We start from the raw sequence: 26,877 nt of genomic DNA, 5'->3' as shown, positions 1-26,877 counted from the left end.
CCGGCCGGAACGAGTGATTCCAGCAGATGGTCCGTGATCAGGGCGTCTCGATGTACCGACCTGATGCGATTCGGGGTTCACCCGTTATCCGATTTTGACATGGCTACTCCCCTGAATGGTTCAGTCCGAATGGCAAGATGCCCTAATCACACGAGGTCGCGACACCCGAAGGTGTGTGTTCTCGTCGACCCGTCGGCACCGCCATCCATCCGCCGGAGGAACCCACCATGACCGCAAGATTCACCCGTCGTACGACCGCCGCGCACACCCGGCTCACCGCGGTCGGTGCGATCGCGGTCGCCGGCACCCTGCTGCTCACCGGCTGTGGTGACCAGACCAAGAAGGACGACTCCAGCTCGTCCGCCAGCTCGGCCCCGCTGGCGAGCAAGCTGCCCTCCGCGATCCGCGACAAGGGCGTCATCACGGTCGGCTCGGACATCGCGTACGCGCCGGTCGAGTTCAAGGACAACTCCGGCAAGGTCGTCGGTCTCGACCCGGACCTCGGCGCCGCGATGGGCAAGCAGCTCGGGGTGAAGTTCGAGTTCCAGAACGGCACCTTCGACGCGCTGCTCACCGGCCTGCGGTCCAACCGCTACGACATCGCGATGTCGGCGATGACGGACAACAAGAACCGCCAGGACGGCGTCGACCCCGACACGGGCAAGAAGGTCGGCGAGGGCGTCGACTTCGTCGACTACCTGACCGCCGGTGTCTCGATCTACACCCGCAAGGGCCAGACCGAGAACATCGCCTCGTGGTCCGACCTGTGCGGCAAGAAGCTCGCGGTCGAGCGCGGCACGGTCTCCGAGGACCTCGCCAAGACCGAGACGAAGAAGTGTACGGGCGGCAAGAAGATCACCGTCGAGGCCTTCGACGACGACCAGCAGGCCCAGACCCGGCTGCGCTCGGGCGGCGCGGACGCGGCCTCCTCCGACTTCCCGGTCGCGGCCTACGCGGTCAAGACCTCGGGCGGCGGCAAGGACTTCCAGCTCGTCGGCGACCAGGTCGAGGCGGCGCCGTACGGTATCGCGGTCGCCAAGAGCGACACGCAGCTGCGGGACGCGCTGAAGGCCGCGATGGACGCCGTGATCAAGAGCGGTGAGTACCAGAAGATCCTGACGAAGTGGGGCGCCGAGGACGGTGCCGTCAAGTCGTCCGTGATCAACGGCGGCAAGTGACCGCGGGACCGCCGTCGCTGAGAGGCAACATCCGTGACTACTGACATCGACGGGGCGCCGGGGCCGCAGGACACACCCCCGGCCCCTCCGAAGCCCATCAAGGCCATCCCGGTCCGGCACTACGGCCGCTACGTCTCCGCCGTGATCGCGATCGGCATCCTGGTCTCGATCATCTACGCGTTCGGCCAGGGCAAGATCAACTGGCATGCCGTACCGGACTACTTCTTCGACCACCGGATCATGACCGGTGTCTACAAGACCCTCCTCCTGACGGTCCTGTCGATGGTCATCGGCATCGTCGGCGGCATCGGCCTCGCGGTGATGCGGCTGTCGAAGAACCCGGTGACCTCGTCGATCGCCTGGTTCTACATCTGGTTCTTCCGCGGCACCCCGGTCCTGGTCCAGCTGTTCCTCTGGTTCAACCTGGGCCTGGTCTTCGAGTACATCAACCTCGGTCCGATCTACAAGAACTACTGGTCGGACTTCATGACGCCGCTGCTGACGGCGCTGCTCGGCCTCGGCCTCAACGAGGCCGCGTACATGGCGGAGATCTGCCGCGCCGGTCTGCTCGCCGTCGACGAGGGCCAGACCGAGGCCTCGCACGCGCTGGGCATGAGCCACGCCAAGACCCTGCGCCGGATCGTGATCCCGCAGGCGATGCGCGTGATCGTGCCGCCCACGGGCAACGAAGTGATCAACATGCTGAAGACGACCTCGCTCGTGGCGGCCGTCCAGTATCCGGAACTCTTCCGCTACGCCCAGGACATCGGCCAGAACTCCGGCGCCCCGGTGGAGATGTACTTCCTCGCCGCCGCCTGGTACCTGATCATGACGTCGGTCCTGAGCGTCGGGCAGTACTACGTCGAGCGCTACTACGCCCGCGGCTCCAGCCGCGCGCTGCCGGCGACGCCGTACCAGAAGATCAAGGCGAACATGCTGTCCATCGGCCGTCCGAAGGGAGGCGCGGCATGAGTCCCGAACTCAGCAAGACCGACGACGCCGCTACGACCGACCCGTCGGTCCCGATGGTCAAGTCCGAGGGCGTGCACAAGTCGTTCGGCCCGGTCGAGGTCCTCAAGGGCATCGACCTGGAGGTGAAGTCCGGCGAGGTGTTCTGCCTCATCGGCCCCTCCGGCTCCGGCAAGTCGACCTTCCTGCGGTGCATCAACCACCTGGAGAAGATCAACGCGGGCCGGCTGTACGTCGACGGCGAGCTGGTCGGCTACCGCCAACAGGGCGACAAACTCTACGAGTTGCGCGATCGCGAGGTCTCGGTGAAGCGCCGGGACATCGGCATGGTCTTCCAGCGCTTCAACCTGTTCCCGCACATGACGGCCGTGGAGAACATCATCGAGGCGCCCGTGCAGGTCAGGGGCGTCAACAAGGGCCAGGCCAGGGAGCGCGCGATGCAGCTCCTGGAGCGGGTGGGGCTGTCCGACAAGGCACAGAACTACCCCTCGCAGCTCTCCGGCGGCCAGCAGCAACGGGTCGCGATCGCACGGGCGTTGGCGATGGACCCGAAGCTGATGCTCTTCGACGAGCCGACCTCGGCCCTCGACCCGGAGCTGGTCGGTGACGTCCTCGACGTCATGCGCGACCTCGCCGAGTCCGGCATGACGATGATCGTCGTCACCCACGAGATGGGCTTCGCCCGCGAGGTCGGCGACAGCCTCGTCTTCATGGACGGCGGCGTGGTGGTCGAATCCGGCCACCCACGCGACGTCCTGACGAACCCTCAGCACGAGCGCACGCAGGGCTTCTTGTCCAAGGTGCTCTGAACGATTCCGAACGGCGGATGCCGCCCACCCCGGCAGGGGCGGGCGGCATCCGCCGTTTCACGTCAGCGCAGGTTGAGCCAGGGGCTGCGCGGTGACAGGTTGCCCTCCGTGGTCACGTTGTACATGTGCACGAAGGTCTCGAACTGTCCCTTGCCGTGGAAGTCCTTGCCGTTGTAACGCTTGTTGACCACCTTCCCCGTCGGGCAGGTGTAGACCTTCTTGGAGACGATCTTCTCGCCGGTGGTGACGGCGGTGACGAGGATCTTGCACTTCGGGTGCTTCTTCCCCATCGAGACGATCGCGTAGGGGTGTCCCACTCGCGTGGCCTTCTTGCTGATGCAGGACTTCCAGGTGATCAGGGTGCTGTCGTTGGGGTAGGTGTCCACGTCCGAGTACGAGTAGCACCCGCCGTTCCCTTCGGCGAAGGCCGCCGGCGCCGCGGTCCATCCCGCGACCGACACGACCCCACACATCACGACCGCCCCAGCGGCCTTCTTGAGCTGCAACACAGACTCGCCCTCTTCCGTTCTCGGGCGGCACACCAGCCGCCCGGCCGCGGAAGATCATCCCAAACACTTGCCCGTTTGCGCAAAGAAGCAACGGCACCGCCACCGCCACAACGGCCGCGAATCGGGGCCTACTTCAGCGCGAGCAGCACCGTGTCCGACGGCGAGCACCACACCGCCCGGGCCTCCCCGAACCCCTGCTCGCGCAGCACGCGCGCGTGCCACGCCGGTGAGGGCATGTCGCCGTCGGCGTGCTCGCCGTAGATCTCGTAGCGGCGGGCCGTCGGTCCGGCGAGGACGGGGTCCTGGGCGGCGAGTCGCCACCACTCGGCCCAGTCGAGGGCGCCGTTCCGCTTGGCCTGATCCATCTGTGTGTGCCGGTGCGCGCGCTCCGCCGCGTTGATCCTGGGCGTCGACTCGTCGATCATGTGGTCCGCGTTCATGAAGACACCGCCGTCGCGGACGAGTCCCGCGACCTGACCGTAGAGGGCCGCGAGGGGTTCGCTGTGCAGCCAGTGGAGGGCCGTGGCGGTCAGCACGGCGTCGTACGAGTCGTACGGCAGCCTCGTCGTCCACTCCGGGTCCTTGAGGTCGGCCGTCACGAAGGTGACCCGCTCGTCGTCCGCGAAGGTGCCCTCGGCGATGGCGAGGAGGGCCGGGTCCAGGTCGACTCCGGTACTGGTGGCCTCGGGGAGGCGGGCGAGCAGCCGGGCGGTGATGCTGCCGGTGCCGCAGGCGAGGTCGAGCACGCGGGGTGCGGGGCCGGTGAGGGCCTCCACCATGTCGAGCATGATCCGGAAGCGGTCCTCCCGGTCGGGCATGTACCACTCCTGCTGCCGGTCCCAGCTCTCCTGCCAGGCCTGCCAGTCGATTCCGACACCGGTCGTCATGAGGACCCCCTGTCCACTCGCTGTCGTAATACCCTGGAAGCACGATCAGCTGTTACCCGACCGCATCCACGACCATAGAGCGCCTCCGTAAGGACTACAAGTGGAACTGGCCTATTACTCGGACTACGCCGTACGCCTCGTGAACACCGAGGAACCGGCGCGGGGCAAGGACGCCCTCACCTCGGTCGAGGCCGTGCGGGACCTGTTCGGCACCAACCAGGAGGCGGCCCGCCGCGCCGCCGAGGCCGACGTCACCCGCTTCCGCTCGGTCCGGGCCCGGCTGCGGGCGGTCTTCGAGGCGGCCGACGGCGGCGACGAGACCCTCTCCGTGAACCTGCTGAACTCACTGCTCCTGGAGTTCCCGGTCAGCCCGCAGATCTCGGGCCACAACTTCCGCGACGACGACGGCCGCCCGCTGTGGCACATGCACCTCGCGGACCACCCGTCGAACGCGACGGCCGGCTACGCGGCGATCGCGGCGATGGGCCTGGCCTTCCACCTCACCGAGTACGGAGTCGACCGCCTGGGCCTGTGCGAGGCGGCCCCGTGCCGCAACGCCTACCTGGACACCTCGACGAACCGCTCCCGGCGCTACTGCTCGGACCGCTGCGCGACCCGCGCCAACGTGGCCGCCTACCGGGCCCGGAAGCGCCTGGAGGCCGACCGGTCCGGGAGCACGGGCCTGGCCGCCGAGAGCGCCCAGCGGACGAGCGCGAGCGGCGAACGCTGACCGGCCTTCGGCGGCCGGTACCGGAAACGCACCTTGCCCAGCACCAGTTCCTCGGGCACGGCGCCGTAGTCCGTGCTGTCCCCACCGGCGAACGCGTTGTCCCCCAGCACCCACCACCCCCCGTCCCGCCGCTCCGCCGCCCGCTTCACGACCAGCAGATCCTGCTGGAACGGATGCCGCAGCACGACGATGTCCCCCGGCCTGACCCTGGCGCCGTACTGCACCACGAGCAGATCCCCGTGCAGCAGCGTCGGCACCATCGACGGGCCCGTCACCTCGGCCGTCCCGAAGGGCAGTGCGGCCCTCCCGCGCTCGGTCTCCTGCGACAGCTCCGGCATCCCCGGCACCTCCCCGGTCCTATCCTCCACCAGTCTGAGTCCGACCCTGGACTTTTGTCCTAAGCCCATGGGGGCACTCGCGAAATCAGCTTCTCCAGGGAGTAATGTCCCACCTGAGAAGACGATCACGAGGAAGGAACGCTCCATGCTTTCCCGCCTGTTTGCCCCCAAGGTGAAGGTCAGCGCGCACTGCGACCTGCCCTGCGGTGTGTACGACCCGGCCCAGGCCCGCATCGAGGCGGAGTCGGTGAAGGCCGTGCAGGACAAGATGGCCGCCAACGACGACCCGCACTTCCAGGCGCGCGCCATCGTCATCAAGGAGCAGCGCGCCGAGCTCGCGAAGCACCACGTCTCGGTGCTCTGGAGCGACTACTTCAAGCCCCCGCACTTCGAGAAGTACCCGGAGCTGCACCAGCTGGTCAACGACACCCTGAAGGCCCTCTCGGCCGCCAAGGCGTCCACCGACCCGGCGACGGGCCAGAAGGCGCTCGACTACATCGCCCAGATCGACAAGATCTTCTGGGAGACCAAGAAGGCCTGACACCCAGTCGGCCTGTCCCGACCGACCGGCGATCGGTGCACCATCGCAGGTCAGTGGGTTTGAGGAAGGGGCTCTGCCGGTTCATCGGCGGGGCCCCTTCCCCGTACCCGGCCCGGCAGCAGCGGCCCCCGTGCCATCCTGGACGACGTGAACCGCGACGACCTCGTACGGCTGCGCCAGGCCCGTGACCGCATGAACCGCGAGTACGCCGAACCGCTCGACATGGCCTCGATCGCGCGGACCGCGCTGATGTCACCGGGCCACTTCCAGCGCAGCTTCCGCGCCGCGTACGGGGAGACGCCGTACAGCTATCTCATGACCCGTCGGATAGAGCGCGCGAAGGCCCTCCTCCGACGCGGCGACCTGAGCGTGACCGAGGTCTGCATGGCCGTCGGCTGTACGTCCCTCGGTTCCTTCAGCTCCCGCTTCACCGAGCTGGTCGGCGAGACCCCCAGCGCCTACCGCGCCCGCTCCCACGAGGCCGGCGCCGTGATCCCGTCCTGCGTGGCCCGCACTTTTACCCGGCCCAACCGGGCGGGACCGCCCCTCCAGCCCTAGCCTGTCCTGCATGGACCTGAAACTCCGCCAGTGCTTCATCGCCGTCGACGACCACGACAAGGCGCTCGCCTTCTACTGCGACGTCCTGGAGCTGGAAATCCGTAACGACGTCGGTTTCGAGGGCATGCGGTGGGTGACCGTGGGGTCGCCGTTGCAGCCGGACGTGGAGATCGTCCTGGAGCCGCCGGCCGCGAACCCGGACGCCTCCCCCGCCGACAAGCAGGCCATGGCCGAACTGCTCGCCAAGGGCACCCTGCGCGGGGTCAACTTCACCACGGCCGACTGCGACGCCCTCTACGCCCGCGTCCAGGAGTCCGGCGCCGAGGTCGTCCAGGAGCCGACGGACCAGCCGTACGGCGTCCGCGACTGCGCGTTCCGCGACCCGGCCGGGAACATGCTGCGGTTCATGCAGCGGAGCGGGGACTGAAAACACACAGGGCAGTCGCGGGCCCCGCGCCTACGATCACGCCATGAGCGCACCCACCGTCCGCTGGACCTACGCCTTCGTCGACCGCCCGCACAGCCGCCTCGGCCCCGCCCACGACTTCTGGACGGCGGTCACGGACACCCGGCTGTCCGAACTCCGTGGTGACGAGGGCGAGTTCGTCACCCTGCTGCCCGACGGCACCGACGCCTGCGTGAAGGTCCAGGGCGTCGAGGCCGGTCCCGGTGGCGCTCATCTCGACTTCGGCGTAGAGGGCGTACCGGAGTTCGTGGAGTCCGCGCTGCAACTCGGCGCCGACACCGTCGCCGAGCACGACGGCTGGGCCGTACTCCGGTCCCCCGCAGGGCAGTTGTTCTGCGCGGTCCCCTGGCACGGCGAGTCCGTACGGCCGCCCGTCGTGGCCGGCACCCGCCTCGACCAGGTGTCGATCGACATCGGCCCCGGCTCCTACGACACCGAACTCGCCTTCTGGGCCGCCCTGTTGCCCGACTGGGCCTCGCTGTCGGGCGCGCTCCCCGAGTTCCACGTGCTCAAGCCCCCGCCCGGCCAGCCGATCCGCATCCTGCTCCAACGCCTCGGCGAGGACCGCCCCGCCGCCGCCCATCTCGACCTGGCCTGCGCGGACATCGACACGGCCGTCGTGGTGCACGAGCACCTCGGCGCGACCGTCGTAGCCCACGGCAAGCACTGGACCGTGATGCGGGACCCGGCCGGCGGCACCTACTGCCTCACCGGTCGCGACCCGGAGACCGGCGGGCTGCCCAACCGCCCCTGAGGCAACGGGCTCAGCCCGTCCACACCTCCACATCCACCACCGCGCCCACCGGAATCGCCCCGTACACATGCGGGAACTCCTCCCCGCCCGGCTCCGGCGCCTCGTACTTCAGCGGCGCGTCGAGCCGTGCCGGGTCCACGACCAGGACCACCAGTTCATCCGGGCCGTCGTAGGAACCGTACAAAAAGGCTGCCACGCGCGGGAGTTGGGCACGCGTCGAGCAGTGGATGAAGCCCTCCTCCTGGAGGGTGCGGCCACGGGTCGACCACGCGTAGCTCCCCCGCGCACGGGCCTCGTCCCAGAGGGCGCGCTCGGTGATGTGGAGGATGGGGATGGTGGTGAGTTCCTGTTCAGGCATAAGCCCACGCTACGACCCCCGCACCCGCCCTCGCTACGGCCTCGGCTCGCGCCACATCGGGTACATGCTCGGGCCGTCGGGCAGGTCGAGGGTGTGGTCGGTGAAGGTGTAGCCGAGGCGCTCGTAGAGCTTGGTGCTGCGTTCGCTGCTCGCCTCCAGGTACGCGGGCAGGCCCTCGCGGTCGCAGCGGTCCAGGACGTGCCGGATGAGCGCGGCCCCGAGGCCCTCGCCCTGCCGGCCCGGGGCCACGGCGATCATCCACAGGTACTCGTGAGCCTGGCCGGCCGGATGCGAATCCGACATCAGCCGGGCGATCGTCTCGACCCGCTCGTTGTCGGGATCGACCAACTCCCGTAGCCCTACGGCCTCGTCCTCGCCGTCCGCCGGATGCGCCTCGGCCGGTACCGACAGCCACAGCGCGCACGCCGCGCCGTCCTCCGCGAGGTCGATACGGCCGTCGGCGAACACCGCGTCGGTGAAGGCGGCCATCAGCCGGTGGTGGGCCGTACGGCGGTACTCGGCGTCGGGGAAGACCCAGCCGCTGACCGGATCGTCCTGGAAGGCCTCGTCCAGCAGCCGGACGACCAGCTCTCTGTCACCCTCGCCCGCCGCGCGTATCGCCACGCCCATGTTCCGCCCCTTAGTCCTCAACCACCGCTACCTGAAAGGGTGTTGAGCCTAACGGGACTTCCCGGCGAGTGAGCCGAAGGGGCGCGTCGGTGTCGAGAGGTCGAGCGCGCGGAGGCCCGCAGGGTCGAGCACGGTCGGCCTCTCGACACCGACTTCGGCGCCCCGGAGGCGAACCGAGCCTTAAAAAAAGGGGGGCCCCGCGCACCGTGGGGATGCGCGGGACCCGGTTGTCCGGGGCCTCCGGTGGCCGTGCGGGGTCAGGACCGCCCGGTTCCGGAAGGCTCCGGAGTCATCAACTGCTGCGCCGGGTAACGAACTCGGCCAGCGCGAGCAGACCGCCCGCGTCCTGCGGGTCCGGGATCGCCCGGGCCAGCTCCTGCACGGCCCGCGCCATCCGGTCGGCCGCCTGGTCCTGCGCCCAGTCCCGGCCGCCCGCCCGCTCCACGGCGAGCGCGGTGCGCTCCAACTCCCCTTCCTCGTACGGCAGTCCGTACAGTTCCGCGAGTTCCACGGCCGCCGGTGTGCCCGAGGTGAGGGCGGCGACCACGGGCAGGGACTTCTTGCGGACGGCGAGGTCGGCGCCGGCCGGTTTGCCCGTGCGGCCGGGGTCGCCCCATATGCCGATGACGTCGTCGATCAGCTGGAAGGCGAGCCCGGCCTGGCGGCCGAACGCGTCCAGCGCCTCGACGTCCTCGGCGGACGCCCCCGCGTACAGCGCCCCCACCGCGCAGGCGCAGCCGAGCAGCGCGCCGGTCTTGGCCTCGGCCATGGTGAGCACCTCGTCGAGGGTGACCTCGGCGGGGGCCCGCTTCTCCATGGCGGTGTCCGCGTGCTGGCCCTCGCACAGTTCGACGACGCAGTCCGCGAGCCGGGCGGCGGCGGCCGAGGACGCCGGGTGCGGGTCCTCGGCGAGCAGCCGGAGGGCCAGCGCCTGGAGGGCGTCCCCGGCGAGGATCGCGTCGGCGTCGCCGAACACGGTCCACGCGGTGGGCCGGTGCCGGCGGGTGGTGTCCCGGTCCATCACGTCGTCGTGCAGCAACGTGAAGTTGTGGACCAGCTCCACCGCCGCCGCGGCCCGCAGCGCGCTCGCCCGCGCCTGCTCGCCGCCGAGCGCGGTGGCGGCGGCGAGGACGAGGGCGGGGCGGATCGCCTTGCCCGCGTTGCCCGCCGCCGGTGTGCCGTCCGCGTGCTCCCACCCGAAGTGGTAGAGCGCGACCCTGCGCATCGAGCCGGGCAAGGAGTCGATCGCCGCGCGCAGTTCGGGGTCGACGGACGTCCTGGCCCCCTCCAGGATCACTGCCGCCTCGTGCCCGTCGGGGTGCTGCGCCCTGTCGGGGTGCTGCGTCCCGTCGGGCTGCTGCGTCCCGTCGGGGTGCTGTTTCGTCTCCGTCCTGAACTCGGCCATGGACTCCCCCCTCGGCTCGGCCACGGGGTCCCCCTCGGAGAGTCCGCGGACGGTGACGCCCGCGCCGCGGCCGGTCGCGTTCGACCGGGGTGTACCCGCCCTTCCGGGCGGGAACACCGCGTCCAGCTGCTGAAACGTCACCTCCAGCGGCCGATCTCGACGTTCTCCAGGACGCCGAGGGCGTCCGGCACGAGCACGGCCGCCGAGTAGTAGGCCGTCACGAGGTAGTTGATGACCGCCTGTTCGTTGATGCCCATGAAGCGCACCGACAGGCTCGGCTCGATCTCGTCCGGGATGCCGGCCTGCTGGAGGCCGATGACGCCCTGGTCGGCCTCGCCGGTACGCATGGCGATGATCGAGGTCGTCCGCCGGTCGCTGACCGGGATCTTGTTGCACGGGTAGATCGGCACCCCGCGCCAGGTCGGGATGCGGTTGCCGCCGACGTCGATGGACTCCGGGACCAGTCCGCGCTTGTTGAGCTCGCGGCCGAACGCGGAGATCGCGCGCGGGTGGGCGAGGAGCATCCTGGTGCCGCGCCGCCTGCTGAGCAGCTCGTCCAGGTCGTCCGGGCTCGGGACGCCGTCGTGGGGCTGGAGCCGCTGGTCGTACTCGCAGTTGTTGAGCAGGCCGAACTCGCGGTTGTTGATGAGTTCGTGCTCCTGGCGCTCCTTCAACGCCTCGACGGTGAGCCGGAGTTGCTGCTCCGTCTGGTTCATCGGCTGGTTGTAGAGATCGGCCACGCGCGAGTGGATGCGCAGGACGGTCTGGGCGACGCTCAGCTCGTACTCGCGCGGCCGGGCGTCGTAGTCGACGAATGTGTGCGGGATGTCCGGCTCGCCGGAGTGGCCCGCGGCGAGGTCGATGGCCTTCTCGCCGTACTTGTTGGTGCGCTGCTCCGGGATCGCGCGCAGCTGCGTGAGGTGCTCGCGCAGGGTCTCGGAGCGCTCCGCGACCTGCTCGACGTCTCCGCGGGCCAGGATCAGCACCGTGCACGCGGTGTCCGCGCGGGCCGTGTACTCCCAGATGGCGTCCGGGTCGAGCAGTGCCTGGTCGCCGAAGTAGGCACCGTCGGCGAGGACCCCGAGGACCGTGTCGTCGCCGTACGGGCCCGTGCCGACCTTCTCCACCCTGCCGTGCGCCAGCAGGTAGACCTCGTCGGCCTGGCCGCCGAACGACGCGATCGCCTCCCCCGGGGCGTACTCGCGCTGCCGGCAGCGGGTGGCCAGCTCCGAGAGCACCTCCTCGTCCTCGTAGTCCCGCAGCGCGGGCAGTTCGCCGAGCTCCGCGGGGATGACCTCGACGCGGTCGCCGGTCTTCACGAATGTCACCCGGCCGTCGCCCACGGAGTAACTCAGCCGTCGGTTCACCCGGTATGTGCCACCCTGCACGTTCACCCACGGCAGTGTGCGCAGCAGCCAGCGCGAGCTGATCTCCTGCATCTGCGGCGCGGACTTCGTGGTCGTGGCCAGGTTCCGCGCAGCCGCAGTACCAAGACTCTGCTGCGGCTTGTTCTGCTCCGCGCGGACCTCTTCGCCTACCGACATAGAGAAATGCCCTCCCCATTCATGCCCGGCACCTGTGCGCCCGGCATCGTTCTCGCGCACCAGCCTTCCTCACGGAGCGTGCCGGTGGTATTACCCGAAAGAGCGGGAATGGATCTTCAACTGCTGGGCACAGGGACTGTTTACGTCGAATGTTGTTCGAGTGACTGCCGGGTCGGCCGGTGTCCGGATCGGCTCGCACGCCGTACGAACAAGTCGTCCGTACCGCGCTTTTTCGGTACAAGCAGCGATACGAGACGGCCGTGCACGTCGGCCGTCGCACAGCACGAAGGAGGCGTCATGGCCTCACCCATGTCCGCGGGCGGTTTCCTGGCCGGTCTGAAAGCGGAGGGCGTCACCGTCGTCGAGGTCGGCGACTGGGAGCACCACAACCGCAACCACAAGGGCCCATGGGGACCCGTCCACGGCGTGATGATCCACCACACGGTCACCAAGGGCAGCGCGGCCACGGTCGAGCTGTGCCGCGAGGGCCGCCCCGACCTCCCCGGCCCGCTCTGCCACGGCGTCATCACCAAGGACGGCCACGTCCACCTCGTCGGCTACGGCCGCGCCAACCACGCGGGCCTCGGCGACGACGACGTCCTCCGCGCGGTGATCGCCGAGAAGGCCCTGCCGCACGACAACGAGGCCGACACCGACGGCAACCGGCACTTCTACGGCTTCGAGTGCGAGAACCTCGGCGACGGCGAGGACCCCTGGCCCGAGGCCCAGTTGGCGACGATCGAGAAGGTCTGCGCGGCGATCTGCCGCCACCACGGCTGGTCGGAACGATCGGTGATCGGCCACCTGGAGTGGCAGCCCGGAAAGGTGGACCCGCGCGGCTTCACGATGACGTGGCTGCGGGACCGGGTCCGTGACCGGTTGAAGTGATCGCCAGGGGGTGTGCGGGCTCCGGGTGACAATGGTGCCGTGACCAGCCCCGACCTCGCCGCGCTGCGGCCCCGGCTCCCGTCGCCGTTGGAGGAGATCACGGACGGGCGGTTCGGCCGGCACGGTGTCCGGTTGCTGCTCAAGCGGGACGACCTGATCCACCCGGATCTGGTCGGCAACAAGTGGCGCAAGCTCGCGCCGAATCTGACAGCGGCGGCCGGACGTACGGTCGTGACGTTCGGCGGCGCCTACTCCAACCACCTGCGCGCCACCGCCGCCGCGGGCCGCCTCCTGGGTCTGCCCACGGTCGGCGTGGTCCGCGGCCAGGAGCTGGCCGGCCGACCGCTCAACACCTCCCTGGCCCGGTGCGCGGCCGACGGGATGCGCCTCCACTTCGTCGACAGGTCGACGTACCGGCGCAAGTCCGAACCGGAGACCCTGGCCGCGATCCTGCGCGGGGCGGGTGCGGAGGACGCGTACGTCGTACCCGAGGGCGGCAGCAACTCCCTTGCGGTACGCGGCTGCCGGGCCCTGGGCGAGGAGCTACGCGCGCGTGCCGATGCCGTCGCCCTGGCGTGCGGGACCGGCGGCACGTTGGCCGGGCTCGCCGCCGGTCTCGGTCCTGACCAGCGTGCTTTGGGGATACCGGTTCTCAAGGGCGGCTTCCTGAGCGCTGACATAAAGGAGCTGCAGGAGCGTGCCTTCGGTGGCCGGCGGGGCGACTGGTCGCTCGACGACCGCTTCCATTTCGGGGGCTACGCGCGCGTGCCGGCCGAACTCGACGCCTTCGCCGGGGACTTCGAGCAGCGGCACGGGGTGGCCGTAGAGCGTCTCTATGTCGCCAAGTTGCTGTACGGACTTGTCACCCTGGTTGACGAAGGGGCCTTTCCGCGCGGGAGTACGGTCGCCGCGGTGATCACCGGGCGACCGTTCCCGTGAGCCCACTCCAGGTGCCGTAGGGACCGGGACCGCTAGGCCGCCTCCCGGTAGGCCGCCGCCTCCTCCAGGTCGAGGCGGCGCAGCAACGTGCGGAGCATCTCGTCGTCGATGTAGCGGCCGTCGCGGAGGCGGACGAACATCGAGCGTTCGGCGCTGATCATCTCGCGGGAGAGGCGGCGGTAGGTGTCGTCGACCGTCTCGCCGGTGACGGGGTTGGTGGCGCCGAGGCGCTCCCAGACGGCGTTGCGGCGGCGCTCCAGGACCTCGCGGAGGCGGTCGGCGAGGGGAGGCGGCAGGGCGTTGCGTTCGTCCTCCAGAAGGGCCTCCAGGCGTTTTTCGGCGACCCGGGAGGCCTGTGCCTGGGCGTTGGCCTCGGCGAGGGTCTCGGCCTGCTGGTCGCGGCCGGGGAATTTCAGCAGCCGGATGATCGGGGGCAGGCTCAGGCCCTGCACCACCAGCGTGCCGATGACCGTCGTGAAGGTCAGGAACAGGATGAGGTTGCGCTGCGGGAAGGGACCGCCGCCGTGCACCGTGAGCGGGATCGAGAAGGCGATGGCCAGGGAGACCACGCCTCTCATGCCGGCCCACGCGGTGGTCATCGCCCCCTTCCAGGTGGGGCTGTCCTCGCGCTCCCTGATCCGCGCCGACAGGATGCGGGGGATGAAGGCCGCCGGGTACACCCACACGAACCGGGTCGCGACGACGACCAGGAAGAGCGCGATCGCGTACCAGGCGGCGTCCAGGCCCCGGTACTCCCCAAGGCCCTTGAGAACCACCGGCAGTTGGAGCCCGATCAGGGCGAACACCGCCGACTCCAGGACGAAGGCGACCATCTTCCAGACGGCCTCCTCCTGGAGGCGGGTCGCGAAATCGACCTCCCACGCGCGGTGGCCCAGATAGAGCGCCACGACCACGACGGCGAGCACCCCGGAGGCGTGCACCTGCTCGGCCACCCCGTAGGCGACGAACGGGATCAGCAGGGAGAGCGTGTTCTGCAGCAGCGCCTCCTTGAGGTGCGTGCGCAGCCAGTGGATCGGCACCATCATCAGGAGCCCGACCCCGACCCCGCCGACGGCCGCGAGCAGGAACTCCCAGATCCCGCCGGCCCAGGTCGCGCCCTCGCCGATCGCGGCCGCGAGAGCCACCTTGTAGGCGGTGATCGCGGTGGCGTCGTTCAGCAGGGACTCGCCCTGGAGGATCGTCGTGATCCGGGACGGCAGCCCGACCCGGCGGGCCACCGCCGTCGCCGCGACCGCGTCCGGCGGCGCCACCACCGCGCCCAGCACCAGGGCGGCGGTCAGCGGCAGCCCCGGCACGATCACGTACGCGGCCCAGCCGACGACGAAGGTCGCGAAGAGCACGTAGCCGACCGACAGCAGTGCCACGGGCCGCACTTGGGCCCGCAGATCGAGGTACGAGCTGTCGGTGGCCGAGGTGTACAGCAGCGGGGGCAGCAGCAGCGGCAGCACGACCTCCGGGTCGAGGGTGTAGTCGGGCACCCCCGGGACGTACGAGACGACCAGCCCGACCGCGACCAGCAGCAGCGGTGCCGGCACCGGGGTGCGCCGGGCCCCGGCGGCCACCACGGCGCTCCCCGCCACCAGCAACAGCAGTGGCATCACGTCCATCGTTCTCGCCCGCCCTCGTTTTTTCGCGCGGCCAACCGCACACCCGTCGTAATCTGGCAATCATGAAACAGTGCACGCACGCCGACGCGCTGCCGCTTCCCGAACCGGGGCCCCAGAGCGAGACCTGTCTGGAGTGTCTGGCGGCAGGCACCCACCCGGTGCAGCTGAGACTGTGCCTCTTCTGCGGCCATGTCGCCTGCTGCGACTCCTCGCCCCTGCGCCATGCCACAGCACATCACAAGGACTCCGGACATCCGGTGATGCGGACCTTCGAGCACGGGGAGAGCTGGCGCTGGTGCTTCGTCGACCACGTCCTCCTGTGACGCCGTGAATCACGTACTCCCGTGACGCCGTAATCCGACCGCCGGTTTCGACGGTTCGACCGTCTGACGTCTGGGTACGTCAACCCGGCGCGCGCTCTTCCCAATTGGGCCCGCAGGACCCCTAGCCACGGAGCGTATCCGTAGGTTTACTATGAGTGACAGCATGGGGTTGGGGTCCCGGGGACAGAAAAGTTCGGAGCGCGGTAGCGTCACCGCTGAACCAAGTATCGCGTTACCCCGGGGGGCGACCCCTGGGCCCCCGAAAGAGCTTGTACCACCTTGGAGGTGAGGGTGTCCCAGATCGCAGGCGAGCCCGCGACCCAGGACTTCGTGGAAGTCCGGCTGCCGGCTGCGGGTGCCTACCTGTCGGTGCTGCGTACGGCCACGGCCGGCCTCGCGGCCCGTTTGGACTTCACCCTCGACGAGATCGAGGACCTTCGCATCGCGGTGGACGAGGCCTGCGCGATCCTGCTCCAGCAGGCCGTGCCGGGCTCGGTGCTCAGCTGTGTCTTCCGCCTCGTGGACGACTCGCTCGAAGTCACCGTCTCCGCCCCGACGACGGACGGTCACGCCCCGGCGCGCGACACCTTCGCGTGGACCGTGCTCTCGGCCCTCGCGGGCAAGGTCTCTTCGGCAGTCGACGACGACAAGACCGTTTCGATCAGCCTCTACAAACAGCGCGGCGCGGGACCCGGGCCGGCGTGAGGAACGGGGACGGGCCGGTGCGGGACGAAGAGCGCGGCACACGGGAGCTGCCGGCCGAGGGCGGCTCAGGCGGATCCCGCCGCACGGCGGACGACAGCGCCCTGGTGCCGCGCGGCGGAATCCCCGAGCAGGCCCGGCCGCACCCGGAGGACGAACCCTCGGAGGCCGGTGTGATGGACGACGGTCAACGTGAGCAGGACGGTGGCGTGCGTATTGGTGGGGTCTCCCCCGTTGCCGGGGGTTCCCCCGCTCCGACTGGGTCGAGCGCGGGGGAGGAGGCGAAAGCTCGGGAAGGGGCGACGGGCCAGGCGATGAGCGAGCACGAGCGGGACGACGTGGCGGGCACGCAGAGCGTGCAGGTCACACGGCACGACCCCCAGGACCGCAGCGGGGCGCGCGCACTCTTCATCGAGCTGCGCACGCTCAAGGACGGCAGCGTCGAGTACGCGGAGCTGCGCAACCGGCTGGTCCGTATGCACCTGCCGCTCGTCGAGCATCTCGCGCGCCGCTTCCGAAACCGCGGCGAGCCGCTGGACGACCTGACCCAGGTCGCCACCATCGGCCTGATCAAGTCGGTGGACCGCTTCGACCCGGAGCGCGGCGTCGAGTTCTCGACGTACGCGACCCCGACGGTCGTCGGCGAGATCAAGCGGCACTTCCGTGACAAGGGCTGGGCGGTGCGCGTCCCGCGCAGGCTCCAGGAGCTGCGTCTTTCGCTGACCACGGCGACGGCGGAGCTCTCGCAGCGGCACGGCCGCTCCCCCACGGTGCACGAGCTGGCCGAGAAGCTGGGCATCTCGGAGGAGGAGGTCCTGGAGGGCCTGGAGTCGGCCAACGCCTACTCCACGCTGTCCCTGGACGTCCCGGACACGGACGACGAGTCACCGGCGGTCGCGGACACGCTCGGCGCGTACGACGAGGCCCTGGAGGGCGTCGAGTACCGCGAGTCGCTCAAGCCGCTGCTGGAGGATCTGCCGCCCCGGGAGAAGCGCATCCTGCTGCTCCGGTTCTTCGGCAACATGACGCAGTCGCAGATCGCGCAGGAGGTCGGCATCTCGCAGATGCACGTGTCCCGGCTGCTCGCCCGGACACTGGCCCAGCTGCGGGAGAAGCTCCTCGTCGAGGAGTGAGACCGGAAGCCGAGGAGCGATCCCCCGCCGGGATCAGCCCTTCGGCTCTTCGGCTCCACGACCGGGCCCTCGGATTCCGAGGGCCTGTGTCGTCGCCGGGTTCACCAGCAGCACCAGCGCGGCGATGGCGACCACCGCGAGCGCGATGCCGGCCGGGATGGCCACACTGTCGGCCCGGAGCAGGTTGTAGGCCACGGGCAGCGCCATGACCTGGGTGATGACGGCCGGGCCCCGGCTCCAGCCGCGCCGCCCGATCAGTCCGCGCGCGGCCAGCAGCGGCAGCAGCGCGAGCACCACCAGGGTCACCCCGCCGGTCACGGCCTGCCGGCGGTCGTCCGGTTCGCCGGTGATCCCCAGGACGAGGATCCACACCCCGGCGACGGCGAGCGCGAGACCCTCCAGCGCGACGAGGACCGCCGCGTAGGTCAGCCGGCGCGGACGGGGTCCGTCGGGGCCGTCGGTCTCCGGGGCGGGGGTCTGCTCAGCACTCACCCCAGAAGGGTAGCCCTCGGGATCCGGCCCCAGGTGTTCAGGCTCACGCCGTCTCCTCTTACCCAACGCCTACCTCGGTATGGGCCGAGTACCCCCCAGTAGGTACGCTGCAACTCATGCGTGCACTTCTCGTGGTCAATCCGGCGGCAACCACCACAAGCGCACGTACGCGCGACGTCCTGCTCCACGCGCTCGCGAGCGAGATGAAGCTGGAAGCGGTCACCACCGAGTACAGAGGGCACGCGCGGGACCTCAGCCGGCAGGCCGCGGAGAGCGGGAACGTCGATCTGGTCGTGGCCCTCGGCGGCGACGGCACGGTCAACGAGGTGGTCAACGGCCTGCTGCACACCGGCCCCGACCCGGAGCGCCTGCCCGGCCTCGCCGTGGTCCCCGGCGGCTCCACCAACGTCTTCGCCCGCGCCCTGGGCCTGCCCAACGACGCCGTGGAGGCGACCGGCGCCATCCTGGACGCCCTGCGCGAGGGCCGCGAGCGCACGGTCGGCCTGGGGCTGACCTCCGGCACACCCGGCACCGAGGACGAGGCCGTGCCCTCGCGCTGGTTCACCTTCAACGCCGGACTCGGGTTCGACGCCGGAGTGGTCGGGCGGGTCGAGCAGCAGCGGGAGCAGGGCAAGAAATCCACGCATGCGCTCTACGTTCGTCAGGTCGTCCGGCAGTTCCTCGGCGAGCAGCACCGCCGGCACGGGACGATCACGCTGGAGCAGCCCGGTGAGGATCCGGTGACCGATCTGGTGGTGGCCATAGTCTCGAACACCTCGCCCTGGACGTATCTCGGCAATCGCCCGATGTACACGTCACCTAAGGCGTCGTTCGATAAAGGCCTCGACGTACTCGGTCTCAGCCGCCTGTCCAGCGCCGCGGTTGCCCGGTATGGCACCCAGTTGCTCACTTCGTCCCCCGAACGCGGGCCTCATGGCAAGCACGCTGCGGCTCTGCACGACCTGAGTGAGTTCACCTTGCATTCGAAGGTCCCCCTGCCCCTCCAGATGGACGGCGACCACCTCGGACTGCGTACGAGCGTGACGTTCACAGGCGTACGCCGTGCACTGCGTGTGATTGTGTGAGCAGAAAGGGCTGAAGTCCTTTCACTCGAACGTTTAGACCAGGGTCCACCCCATGGAAGTACGGCTGTGACCTAGTCGACACCGAGGAATCAAAAAAAACTTTCCGGAAGGGGTTGTATCCGCCGCTGAGGTTTGCGAGTCTCTACGTGGCGATCGAGACGGCCCGCAACACCGGCCTCCACGGATCACCGGAACCCCTCTTCAATCCACAGGACCTCCGCCAGTGAACCTGGCGTTCGGCCCTTCACTTGTTGAGGGATTCGTGAAAGCGTTCACATTCACAAGCAACCCGCACGTAATACCAAGGAGAGGTAGCAGCCATGGACTGGCGTCACAACGCCGTTTGCCGCGAGGAAGACCCCGAGCTCTTCTTCCCCATCGGCAACACCGGTCCTGCGCTGCTGCAGATCGAGGAAGCCAAGGCCGTCTGCCGTCGCTGTCCTGTTATGGACCAGTGTCTGCAGTGGGCGCTCGAGTCCGGCCAGGACTCCGGCGTCTGGGGTGGTCTCAGCGAGGACGAGCGCCGCGCCATGAAGCGCCGCGCCGCTCGCAACCGTGCCCGTCAGGCCTCCGCCTGACGCCCACCCTGCTAACAGCCTGAGCTTGGCGGCGCGTACAGCGAGTACGCATCTCCCGCCCCCGAGCCGCAGCGCGCAGTACCCCCGATGCGCATAGCAACGAGCGACTGGCCCCGGACCAGCAATTGGTCCGGGGCTCTTTGCTGTTCAGGCGCGGCTGCTCAAGTAGGCGCGCCAGACCGTTCAAACACCCGCGTGCGCACGGCAGTTCAGGCCCGCGCATGTGAAGGTCGTGTGCACATACGTCACTTGTGTGCCTCCACCGGCACGTCCAGGATCACCCGGGTCCCCCGCTCCGGCCCCGGCACCATGTCGAACGTGCCGCCCAACTCGCCCTCCACCAGCGTCCGTACGATCTGCAGGCCGAGGTTGCCGGAGCGGTGCGGGTCGAATCCCTCGGGGAGGCCTACGCCGTCGTCCTGCACGGTGACCAGGAGGCGGGCGTCCTTCGAGGTGCCGCCGCGGACCGCGGAGACCTCGACCGTGCCCGTCTCGCCCTCGCGGAAGCCGTGTTCGAGGGCGTTCTGCAGGATCTCGGTGAGGACCATGGAGAGCGGGGTCGCGACCTCGGCGTCCAGTATTCCGAAGCGTCCGCTGCGCCGGCCGGTGACCTTGCCCGGCGAGATCTCGGCGACCATCGCGAGCACCCGGTCGGCGATCTCGTCGAACTCAACGCGCTCGTCCAGGTTCTGGGACAGCGTCTCGTGCACGATCGCGATCGAGCCGACCCGGCGTACGGCCTCCTCCAGGGCCTCCCGGCCGCGCTCGGAGTCGATCCGGCGGGCCTGGAGGCGCAACAGGGCGGCGACCGTCTGGAGGTTGTTCTTCACCCGGTGGTGGATCTCCCGGATGGTCGCGTCCTTGGTGATCAACTCCCGCTCGCGGCGCCGCAGTTCGGTGACGTCCCGGAGCAGCACCAGTGAACCGATGCGGGTGCCCTTGGGTTTGAGGGGGATCGCCCGGAACTGGATCACCCCGTCCCGCGCCTCGATCTCGAACTCGCGCGGCGCCCATCCGCTGGCGAGCTTGGCGAGCGCCTCGTCCACCGGGCCCCGGGTGGGGGCGAGTTCGGCGGTGGTCGTGCCCAGGGGCTGGCCGACGAGGTCGGTGGCGAGGCCCATGCGGTGGTACGCGGACAGGGCGTTGGGCGAGGCGTACTGCACGATGCCGTCGCCGTCGAGGCGGATCAGTCCGTCGCCGACACGGGGCGAGGCGTCCATGTCGACCTGCTGGTTCGGGAACGGGAAGGAGCCAGCCGCGATCATCTGCGCGAGGTCCGACGCGCTCTGCAGATAGGTGAGTTCGAGGCGGCTCGGGGTGCGCACGGTGAGGAGATTGGTGTTGCGCGCGATGACACCCAGGACGCGCCCGTCCCGTCGTACCGGAATCGACTCGACCCGTACGGGGACCTCTTCGCGCCACTCGGGGTCGCCCTCGCGGACGATCCGGCCCTCGTCCAGGGCCGCGTCCAGCATGGGGCGGCGGCCGCGCGGGACGAGGTGGCCGACCATGTCGTCCTGGTACGAGGTGGGGCCCGTGTTCGGCCGCATCTGGGCGACGGAGACATAGCGGGTGCCGTCGCGCGTGGGGACCCACAGGACCAGGTCGGCGAAGGAGAGGTCGGAGAGCAGCTGCCACTCCGAGACCAGCAGGTGCAGCCACTCGAGATCGGAGTCGTCGAGTGCTGTGTGCTGGCGTACGAGTTCGTTCATGGAGGGCACGTCTGCGAGCGTACCCGCCGGTCTGTACCTGTCCTAAAAACACCCGCGGGCCGCGGCGCCTGAGAGGGACCCTCAGCCCTCTCGGCACCGCAGCCCGGAGCAGCAACGGCCACGGGGTGTGCGGTCCCGATCGGCCGATGGATGAGGAGCCGGGGCAGTCAGGGCAGAGAGCCTCGGTTCCTCGGTCCGTCCTCCTGTGCGGGGAGGACGGAGGCTTACGCCTTAACACATTGTGGACTAGACCACTATCCGTGTCCATGCGTTGAAGGATGTTTGATGGTGGCGCTTTTCCGCTGCGATCCGCTCGGTCCGCCACTCGTAGGACGTCCCAGCATCCACGGCGAAGCCTAACCGTGTTGAGTCATGTGCGGGGCCAGATGTTCATGGCAATTTCGGCGACCGCCGCCAACTCCTCGCGGCTCGCCCCGTCCCGCGCCTGCTGGGACATGCCCTGGATGACCGCCCCCGTGTGCCGGGCGAGCGCGCCGGCGTCGAGGCCAGGCGGCAGCTCCCCCGCGGCGATGTCCGCTTCGATACGCCGCTCCAGGGCGACGAGGTTGGCGTTGCGCCGCTCCCGGAGCGAGTCCTCCACCTCGGGTGTCGTGCAGTTCGTGGCCGCGTGGATGACGAGACAGCCGTGCGGCCGGCCGGGGGCGGTGTACTCGGAGGCCGCCTCGCGCAGCATCCGCGCCACGGCGGCCCCGGCGGTGGGTTCCTCGGCGAGCGCGCGGTCGGTGAAGGAGCCGTAGCGCGTGCCGTACTCCGTCACGACCTCGGCGAACAGGGCCCGCTTGTCGCCGAAGGCCGCGTAGAGGCTGGGGGCGCCGATGCCCATGACGCGGGTGAGATCGGAGACGGAGGTGGCTTCGTAGCCGTGCTCCCAGAAGGCGAGGACGGCCTGCTCCAGCGCGGTCGTACGGTCGAAGGAACGCGGCCGGCCTCGGGTCCTGGCGGGCTTGACCTGCGGTTTCGTCTCCTCGCTGCGCACCATGGAGTGAATTGTATAGCGAGCGCTAGAGAAATGTCGGCGGGCTGTTGTACGGTCTTTTCTGTAGCGATCGCTAGGGAAATGCGGAGGGGTGTGGACATGGGCGTCGGGACAGGTGTGCTCGCGGGCAGGACGGCACTGGTCACGGGTGCGGGCAGGGGCATCGGGCGGGGCATCGCCGAGCGGCTGGGGCGGGACGGGGCGCGGGTCGCGGTGCACTACGGCAGGAGCGAGGCGGCGGCGAAGGAGGTGGTCGCCGCGATCGAGGAAGCGGGCGGCTCGGCGTTCGCGCTCGGCGCGGAGCTGGGCGGGCCCGGGGACGTCGAAGGGCTCTGGGCGGAGTTCGACCGGCACGCGGACGGGCTGGACATCCTGGTGAACAACGCGGGGATCGGATCCTCCTCGCCGATCGAGGAGATAGGGCAGGAGGAGTACGCCCGTGTCTTCGCGGTGAATGTACGGGCGCCGTTCTTCCTCGTCAGGCACGGGCTGGGCCGGCTGCGGGACGGGGGCAGGATCATCAACATCTCGTCGGGGCTCGCCCGCACCGCGGCGATGCCGCACAACATCGCGTACGCCATGACGAAGGGCGCCCTGGACGTCTTCTCCCGGGACCTGTCCAAGATTCTCGGCCCCCGGGGCATCACGGTGAACTCGGTGGCGCCGGGCGTCATAGACACGGACAACACCGCCGAGCTGCTGCACGGGAGCGAGGACGGCTGGGCGCGGGTGGCGGCCTTCTCCGCGCTGGGGCGGGTGGGAGAGACCGCCGACGTGGCGGACGTGGTGGCGTTCCTCGCGTCGGACGGCGGGCGGTGGATCACCGGGAGCTGGGTGGATGTGACGGGAGGTTCGCTCACCTAGCGGTCCGGGGGCGTGCGGTCAGCGGGTCTCCGTCATCTCGATCAGCGGGTCTGCGTCACCTTGTTCGGCTTGCCCAGCGGGTCTCCGTCACCTTGTTCAGCCTGTTCAGCGGGTCTCCGTCACCTTGGCCAGGGCGCGGGGCGCGTCCGGGTCCTGGCCGCGGGCGATGGTGACCTCGTAGGCGAGGAGCTGGAGCGGGAGGATCTCCAGGACCGGCTGGAGTTCCTCGGGGACTTCCTCGACGGGCAGGACGAAACCGGCCGAGGCCTGCTCGACCTGGCCCGCCGGGCCGATGACGACGAGGTCGGCGCCCCGGCCGCGCAGCCGGTCGAGGACGGGCTGGAGGGCGGCGCCGCCCTTGCCGGCCGTCACGACCGCGATGACCGGGGAGACGTTGTCGACCATGGCGAGGGGGCCGTGCAGGAGGTCGGCGCCGGAGTAGGCGAGGGCGGGGATGTAGCTGGTCTCCATCAGCTTGAGGGCGGCTTCCTTGGCGGTGGGATAGCCGTAGCCGCGCGAGGTGATCACCATGCGTTCGGCGAAGCGGTAGCGGGAGGCCAGCGCGCGGACCTCGTCCTGGCGGGCGAGCAGCTGCTCGGCGAGGTCGGGCAGCGCCTTGGCGGCCGCGCCGTCGCCGCCGCGCAGGCCCTCGACGAAGAGGTAGAGCGCGAGGAGGGAGGCCGTGTACGTCTTGGTCGCGGGGAGCGCCTTCTCCGGGCCCGCCATGATGTCGACGTGGTACTCGGACACGGCGGCCAGCGGTGAGTCCGGGTTGTTGGTCACGGCGACCGTAATCGCGCCGGCCTCGCGGGCGGCCCGGGTCGAGGCGACCAGGTCCGGGGAGCCGCCGGACTGGCTGACGGTGACGACGAGGACGTCGGTCAGGTCGGGGCGGGCGCCGTAGGCCGTGGTCGTGGACATCGAGGTGAGGCCGCAGGGCAGGCCGAGGCGGATCTCCAGGAGGTACTTGGCGTAGAGGGCCGCGTTGTCGGAGGTGCCGCGGGCGGTGAGCAGCACGAAGCGGGGCTTGCGTACGGCCACCTCCTGGGCGACCTGGCGGATGCGCGGAGCGCCCTCGTCCAGGATGCGGCGCAGGACGGCGGGCTGCTCGGCCATCTCGCGGGCCATGATCCGGCCGGGGAGGTCGCTGTCGGGGGCCGGGTTCGTGGCGGTCATGCGGGGTCCTCCGGAGGTCGGTCGGGGCGGTGCTGCGGTGTCCATTTCACCCCCTCTGCGCGAGGTGCGCCTCCGTGGGGCGGTTACCGGTTTTCGGACAGGCGGCGAACTCTGGGAGGCAAGGGCCTCCTCTGTTAGATTGGTGCGCGGATTGGTCTAAACCACACAGCTCTTCCGGGCTCCTCGAAGCCCCTCTGCAGAACGGCAGGCCAGCGTGGAAGTTGTCATCGTTCCGGACGCCAAGTCGGGCGGCGAACTCATCGCCGAGGCCATGGCACAGCTGCTCCGGCGCACGCCGGACGCCCTTCTCGGCGTGGCCACCGGGTCGACGCCGCTGCCCATCTACGAAGCCCTCGCCGCCAAGGTCCGCGCCGGGGCCGTGGACACCTCACGGGCCCGGATCGCCCAGCTCGACGAGTACGTGGGGCTGCCCGCCGAGCATCCGGAGTCGTACCGCTCGGTCCTGCGGCGCGAGGTGCTGGAGCCGCTCGGGATCGGGATGGACGCCTTCTTCGGGCCGGACGGCACCGCCGAGGACGTGCTGGCGGCGTGCGATGCGTACGACCGGGCGCTCGGCGAAGCCGGCGGGGTGGACCTGCAGATACTGGGGATCGGGACCGACGGGCACATCGGGTTCAACGAGCCGTGCTCCTCGCTCGCCTCGCGGACCCGGATCAAGACGCTGACCGAGCAGACACGGGTGGACAACGCGCGGTTCTTCGACGGCGACATCGAGCAGGTGCCGCACCACGTCATCACGCAGGGCATCGGCACCATCCTGGAGGCCCGGCACCTCGTGCTGCTCGCGACCGGCGAGGGCAAGGCGGACGCGGTCGCCGCGACCGTGGAGGGACCGGTCGCCGCGGTGTGCCCGGCGTCGGCGCTCCAGTTGCACCGGCACGCGACGGTCGTCGTCGACGAGGGTGCCGCGTCCAAGCTGAAGCTCGCGGACTACTTCCGGCACACGTTCGTCAACAAGCCGGACTGGCAGGGCATCTGAGGACCGGTTCCTCAACAAGCCTGACCGGCACGGAATCTGAGGCACGGCTTCCTCAACAAGCTCGACCCGCAAGGAATCTGACGCGGTCTCATATCCGCACAAGCCGGTGCCGGGCCCGCTCGTGGAAGGCCCGGCACCGGTGTTTTCGGAGGTGCTCCCCTGGTCGGGGTCGCTCCCCCGGCTCACGTCACGCGCCCGCGATGACCTCCGCCGCCGCGTGGCCACAGACGCGGGCCGCGCCGTGAGTCGCGATGTGCAGGGCGCCTCGGGGCGGTGCCTGCGGTACACCCATCTCCACCACGACGGTGTCGGGGCGGGCGGCCAGCAGGGTGTCGAGGGCGGCCGCCATCCAGGGGTGCCGGTGTTCGTCCCGGACCACCGCCACGATGCGCCGCGTCCCCGCCGCCTGCAGGATCACACTCCCCGCGTCGTCCCCCGCGAAGCCGGCCGTCTCCGTGCCGGGCAGCAGCCGGGCCAGTTCCGCGGCCACGCCCCAGGGGGTCTCGTCGCCCACGGCGATGTTGGCGACCGGAGTGAGGAGAGCGACGTACGGCGGTGCGGTGAGCGGGGTGAAGTCCTCGGCGCCGGTGACCGTGAGGGCGCGGCGGGCGGCGACGAGGCCGATGTCGACGCGCGTCACATCCGGTGCGGGGTCGGGGGCCTCCTGCGAGGCGGAAGCCGCCCAGCGGGCCAACTCCCGTACCCGCTGCGCCGCTTCGGCCAGCCTCTCCTCCGGCAGGTCGCCCGACCGTACCGCTCCCACCAGCGCGTCCCGCAGCCGTCGTACCGTCTCGTCGTCCGCGAGGCCGCCGCCCACGCAGATCGCGTCGGCGCCGGCGGCGATCGCGAGGACGCTGCCGCGTTCGATGCCGTAGGTGGCGGCGATGGCCTGCATCTCCATGCCGTCGGTGACGATGAGGCCGTCGTAGCCGAGTTGGCCGCGGAGGAGGTCGGTGAGGATGCGGAGGGAGAGGGTGGCGGGGCGGTCCGGGTCCAGGGTGGGGACCAGGATGTGGGCGCTCATCACCGCGCGGGAGCCGGCGGCGATGGCCGCGCGGAACGGGAGCAGTTCGCGGTGTTCCAGGACCGTCGGCCCGGCGTCGATGCGCGGGAGCGCGTGGTGGGAGTCGACCGCCGTGTCGCCGTGGCCCGGGAAGTGCTTCGTGCAGGCGGCGACGCCCGCCGACTGGAGGCCGGTGACGTAGGCCGCCGTGTGCCGGGCGACCGACTCCGGGTCCGCGCCGAAGGACCGGACGCCGATGACCGGGTTGGAGGGGTTGGAGTTGACGTCCGCGGAGGGGGCCCAGTTCAGGTTCACGCCGCAGGCGGCGAGTCTGCGGCCCAGTTCGTGGGCCACCGCCCTGGTCAGTTCCACGTCGTCCACCGCGCCCAGGGCGTGGTTGCCCGGGAAGGAGGAGCCGGTGCGGGCCTCCAGGCGGGTGACGTCGCCGCCCTCCTCGTCGATCGCGACCAGCACGTCGTCCCGTTCCGACCTCAACTGGGCGGTGAGAGCGGCCAGTTGATCGGGGGAGGCGATGTTGCGGCCGAACAGACCCACCGAGGCCAGGCCTTCGCCGAGGCGCCGGAGCAGCCAGTCGGGGGCCGTGGTGCCGGGGAAGCCCGGTTGCAGGACGGTGAGGGCGTCGCGCGTCAGGGTGTCTGTACCGCTGGCGAGTGTCGTCAT

The 26,877-nt window shown here is 70.1% G+C and carries 30 protein-coding genes; 17 read left to right on the top strand and 13 right to left on the bottom strand.

Going from position 1 to position 26,877, the window contains the following annotated elements:
* Positions 1-227: 227 nt before the first annotated feature.
* Genes OO69_RS20120 through OO69_RS20110 form a run of 3 tightly spaced genes read left to right on the top strand, consistent with a single transcriptional unit; the run spans position 228 to position 2,956 of the window.
* Positions 228-1,178, top strand: a complete 951-nt coding sequence (locus OO69_RS20120) for an ABC transporter substrate-binding protein (protein ID WP_033282104.1) — start codon at positions 228-230, stop codon at positions 1,176-1,178.
* A gap of 33 nt (positions 1,179-1,211) precedes the next feature.
* The gene (locus tag OO69_RS20115) at positions 1,212-2,150 is read left to right on the top strand and encodes an amino acid ABC transporter permease (RefSeq protein WP_033282103.1); all 939 of its coding nucleotides are present in this window, start codon (positions 1,212-1,214) and stop codon (positions 2,148-2,150) included.
* A gap of 53 nt (positions 2,151-2,203) precedes the next feature.
* On the top strand, positions 2,204-2,956 hold the full coding sequence (locus OO69_RS20110; protein WP_033282154.1) for an amino acid ABC transporter ATP-binding protein: 753 nt from the start codon (positions 2,204-2,206) through the stop codon (positions 2,954-2,956).
* Between the two features lie 62 nt (positions 2,957-3,018).
* Here OO69_RS20110 and OO69_RS20105 read toward each other — a convergent pair whose 3' ends face one another.
* Together OO69_RS20105 and OO69_RS20100 are read right to left on the bottom strand one after the other, a co-directional pair.
* Positions 3,019-3,417 carry a hypothetical protein gene (locus tag OO69_RS20105; RefSeq protein WP_158713406.1) on the bottom strand — a complete coding sequence of 133 codons (399 nt, stop codon included), beginning with the start codon at positions 3,415-3,417 and terminating at the stop codon, positions 3,019-3,021.
* A gap of 176 nt (positions 3,418-3,593) precedes the next feature.
* On the bottom strand, positions 3,594-4,352 hold the full coding sequence (locus OO69_RS20100; protein ID WP_033282101.1) for a class I SAM-dependent methyltransferase: 759 nt from the start codon (positions 4,350-4,352) through the stop codon (positions 3,594-3,596).
* 100 nt (positions 4,353-4,452) lie between these two features.
* On the opposite strand from OO69_RS20100, the gene OO69_RS20095 reads away from it, so the two are divergent.
* Positions 4,453-5,082: a CGNR zinc finger domain-containing protein gene (locus OO69_RS20095; protein WP_033282100.1), complete on the top strand. Its 630-nt coding sequence runs from the start codon at positions 4,453-4,455 to the stop codon at positions 5,080-5,082.
* Here OO69_RS20095 and sodX read toward each other — a convergent pair.
* Positions 4,986-5,420: a nickel-type superoxide dismutase maturation protease gene (gene sodX / locus OO69_RS20090; protein WP_033282099.1), complete on the bottom strand. Its 435-nt coding sequence runs from the start codon at positions 5,418-5,420 to the stop codon at positions 4,986-4,988. The genes OO69_RS20095 and sodX overlap by 97 nt on opposite strands.
* A 145-nt stretch (positions 5,421-5,565) precedes the next feature.
* Here sodX and sodN point away from each other — a divergent pair, with 145 nt between their 5' ends.
* The 4 genes from sodN (at position 5,566) to OO69_RS20070 (ending at position 7,739) form a co-directional block, all read left to right on the top strand.
* Positions 5,566-5,961, top strand: coding sequence for a superoxide dismutase, Ni (sodN, locus tag OO69_RS20085; protein ID WP_019058247.1), 396 nt, complete (start codon positions 5,566-5,568; stop codon positions 5,959-5,961).
* Positions 5,962-6,108: 147 nt separating this feature from the next.
* The gene (locus OO69_RS20080) at positions 6,109-6,519 is read left to right on the top strand and encodes a helix-turn-helix transcriptional regulator (RefSeq protein ID WP_033282098.1); all 411 of its coding nucleotides are present in this window, start codon (positions 6,109-6,111) and stop codon (positions 6,517-6,519) included.
* Positions 6,520-6,529: 10 nt separating this feature from the next.
* Complete coding sequence (locus OO69_RS20075) at positions 6,530-6,946, top strand: VOC family protein (protein ID WP_019072193.1); 417 nt, start codon at positions 6,530-6,532, stop codon at positions 6,944-6,946.
* A gap of 43 nt (positions 6,947-6,989) precedes the next feature.
* On the top strand, positions 6,990-7,739 hold the full coding sequence (locus OO69_RS20070; protein ID WP_033282097.1) for a VOC family protein: 750 nt from the start codon (positions 6,990-6,992) through the stop codon (positions 7,737-7,739).
* 10 nt (positions 7,740-7,749) lie between these two features.
* On the opposite strand, the gene OO69_RS20065 is transcribed toward OO69_RS20070, so the two are convergent.
* From OO69_RS20065 to OO69_RS20050, 4 genes are all read right to left on the bottom strand, one after another.
* Positions 7,750-8,097: a DUF952 domain-containing protein gene (locus tag OO69_RS20065; protein WP_033282096.1), complete on the bottom strand. Its 348-nt coding sequence runs from the start codon at positions 8,095-8,097 to the stop codon at positions 7,750-7,752.
* Between the two features lie 33 nt (positions 8,098-8,130).
* Positions 8,131-8,727: a GNAT family N-acetyltransferase gene (locus OO69_RS20060; RefSeq protein ID WP_033282095.1), complete on the bottom strand. Its 597-nt coding sequence runs from the start codon at positions 8,725-8,727 to the stop codon at positions 8,131-8,133.
* Positions 8,728-9,019: 292 nt separating this feature from the next.
* Entirely contained in the window at positions 9,020-10,132 is a 1,113-nt protein-coding gene (locus tag OO69_RS20055) for a family 2 encapsulin nanocompartment cargo protein polyprenyl transferase (protein ID WP_033282153.1), read from the bottom strand.
* 137 nt (positions 10,133-10,269) lie between these two features.
* On the bottom strand, positions 10,270-11,676 hold the full coding sequence (locus OO69_RS20050; RefSeq protein WP_033282094.1) for a family 2B encapsulin nanocompartment shell protein: 1,407 nt from the start codon (positions 11,674-11,676) through the stop codon (positions 10,270-10,272).
* 297 nt (positions 11,677-11,973) lie between these two features.
* On the opposite strand from OO69_RS20050, the gene OO69_RS20045 reads away from it, so the two are divergent.
* Positions 11,974-12,564, top strand: a complete 591-nt coding sequence (locus tag OO69_RS20045; protein ID WP_033282093.1) for an N-acetylmuramoyl-L-alanine amidase — start codon at positions 11,974-11,976, stop codon at positions 12,562-12,564.
* A gap of 39 nt (positions 12,565-12,603) precedes the next feature.
* Positions 12,604-13,503, top strand: coding sequence for a 1-aminocyclopropane-1-carboxylate deaminase/D-cysteine desulfhydrase (locus OO69_RS20040; RefSeq protein ID WP_033282092.1), 900 nt, complete (start codon positions 12,604-12,606; stop codon positions 13,501-13,503).
* Positions 13,504-13,535: 32 nt separating this feature from the next.
* Here OO69_RS20040 and OO69_RS20035 read toward each other — a convergent pair whose 3' ends face one another.
* The gene (locus tag OO69_RS20035; protein ID WP_033282091.1) at positions 13,536-15,131 is read right to left on the bottom strand and encodes a Na+/H+ antiporter; all 1,596 of its coding nucleotides are present in this window, start codon (positions 15,129-15,131) and stop codon (positions 13,536-13,538) included.
* Positions 15,132-15,193: 62 nt separating this feature from the next.
* On the opposite strand from OO69_RS20035, the gene OO69_RS20030 reads away from it, so the two are divergent.
* The 3 genes from OO69_RS20030 (at position 15,194) to OO69_RS20020 (ending at position 17,289) form a co-directional block, all read left to right on the top strand.
* A complete protein-coding gene (locus tag OO69_RS20030; RefSeq protein WP_033282090.1) occupies positions 15,194-15,454 on the top strand; it encodes a UBP-type zinc finger domain-containing protein in 261 nt (86 codons plus the stop codon).
* A gap of 291 nt (positions 15,455-15,745) precedes the next feature.
* Positions 15,746-16,159, top strand: coding sequence for an anti-sigma regulatory factor (locus OO69_RS20025; RefSeq protein WP_030784224.1), 414 nt, complete (start codon positions 15,746-15,748; stop codon positions 16,157-16,159).
* Between the two features lie 17 nt (positions 16,160-16,176).
* Positions 16,177-17,289, top strand: a complete 1,113-nt coding sequence (locus tag OO69_RS20020) for an RNA polymerase sigma factor SigF (protein ID WP_078652491.1) — start codon at positions 16,177-16,179, stop codon at positions 17,287-17,289.
* A 33-nt stretch (positions 17,290-17,322) separates the two neighbouring features.
* On the opposite strand, the gene OO69_RS20015 is transcribed toward OO69_RS20020, so the two are convergent.
* Positions 17,323-17,781, bottom strand: coding sequence for a hypothetical protein (locus tag OO69_RS20015; RefSeq protein ID WP_033282089.1), 459 nt, complete (start codon positions 17,779-17,781; stop codon positions 17,323-17,325).
* Positions 17,782-17,897: 116 nt separating this feature from the next.
* Between OO69_RS20015 and OO69_RS20010 the strand changes: the two genes are divergently transcribed.
* Together OO69_RS20010 and OO69_RS20005 are read left to right on the top strand one after the other, a co-directional pair.
* Positions 17,898-18,866 (top strand): diacylglycerol/lipid kinase family protein, encoded by a 969-nt coding sequence (locus tag OO69_RS20010; protein WP_033282088.1) that lies wholly within the window; start codon positions 17,898-17,900, stop codon positions 18,864-18,866.
* A 320-nt stretch (positions 18,867-19,186) separates the two neighbouring features.
* Complete coding sequence (locus OO69_RS20005; protein ID WP_006142322.1) at positions 19,187-19,444, top strand: WhiB family transcriptional regulator; 258 nt, start codon at positions 19,187-19,189, stop codon at positions 19,442-19,444.
* Positions 19,445-19,689: 245 nt separating this feature from the next.
* On the opposite strand, the gene OO69_RS20000 is transcribed toward OO69_RS20005, so the two are convergent.
* Together OO69_RS20000 and OO69_RS19995 are read right to left on the bottom strand one after the other, a co-directional pair.
* Positions 19,690-21,156: a sensor histidine kinase gene (locus OO69_RS20000; protein ID WP_033282087.1), complete on the bottom strand. Its 1,467-nt coding sequence runs from the start codon at positions 21,154-21,156 to the stop codon at positions 19,690-19,692.
* A gap of 370 nt (positions 21,157-21,526) precedes the next feature.
* Entirely contained in the window at positions 21,527-22,156 is a 630-nt protein-coding gene (locus OO69_RS19995; protein WP_033282086.1) for a TetR/AcrR family transcriptional regulator, read from the bottom strand.
* A 96-nt stretch (positions 22,157-22,252) separates the two neighbouring features.
* On the opposite strand from OO69_RS19995, the gene OO69_RS19990 reads away from it, so the two are divergent.
* Positions 22,253-23,017, top strand: coding sequence for an SDR family oxidoreductase (locus OO69_RS19990; RefSeq protein WP_033282151.1), 765 nt, complete (start codon positions 22,253-22,255; stop codon positions 23,015-23,017).
* A 105-nt stretch (positions 23,018-23,122) separates the two neighbouring features.
* On the opposite strand, the gene OO69_RS19985 is transcribed toward OO69_RS19990, so the two are convergent.
* Positions 23,123-24,193, bottom strand: a complete 1,071-nt coding sequence (locus OO69_RS19985) for an SIS domain-containing protein (protein ID WP_033282085.1) — start codon at positions 24,191-24,193, stop codon at positions 23,123-23,125.
* A gap of 214 nt (positions 24,194-24,407) precedes the next feature.
* On the opposite strand from OO69_RS19985, the gene nagB reads away from it, so the two are divergent.
* Positions 24,408-25,193 (top strand): glucosamine-6-phosphate deaminase, encoded by a 786-nt coding sequence (gene nagB, locus OO69_RS19980; RefSeq protein WP_033282084.1) that lies wholly within the window; start codon positions 24,408-24,410, stop codon positions 25,191-25,193.
* Between the two features lie 187 nt (positions 25,194-25,380).
* Here nagB and OO69_RS19975 read toward each other — a convergent pair whose 3' ends face one another.
* A complete protein-coding gene (locus tag OO69_RS19975; RefSeq protein WP_033282083.1) occupies positions 25,381-26,877 on the bottom strand; it encodes a glycoside hydrolase family 3 protein in 1,497 nt (498 codons plus the stop codon).

The organism is Streptomyces sp. NRRL F-525 (genome assembly GCF_000716605.1).
Classification (GTDB): domain Bacteria; phylum Actinomycetota; class Actinomycetes; order Streptomycetales; family Streptomycetaceae; genus Streptomyces.
The sequence above is the reverse complement of the archived record's forward strand: the minus strand, read 5'-3'. Positions and strand labels throughout refer to the sequence as shown.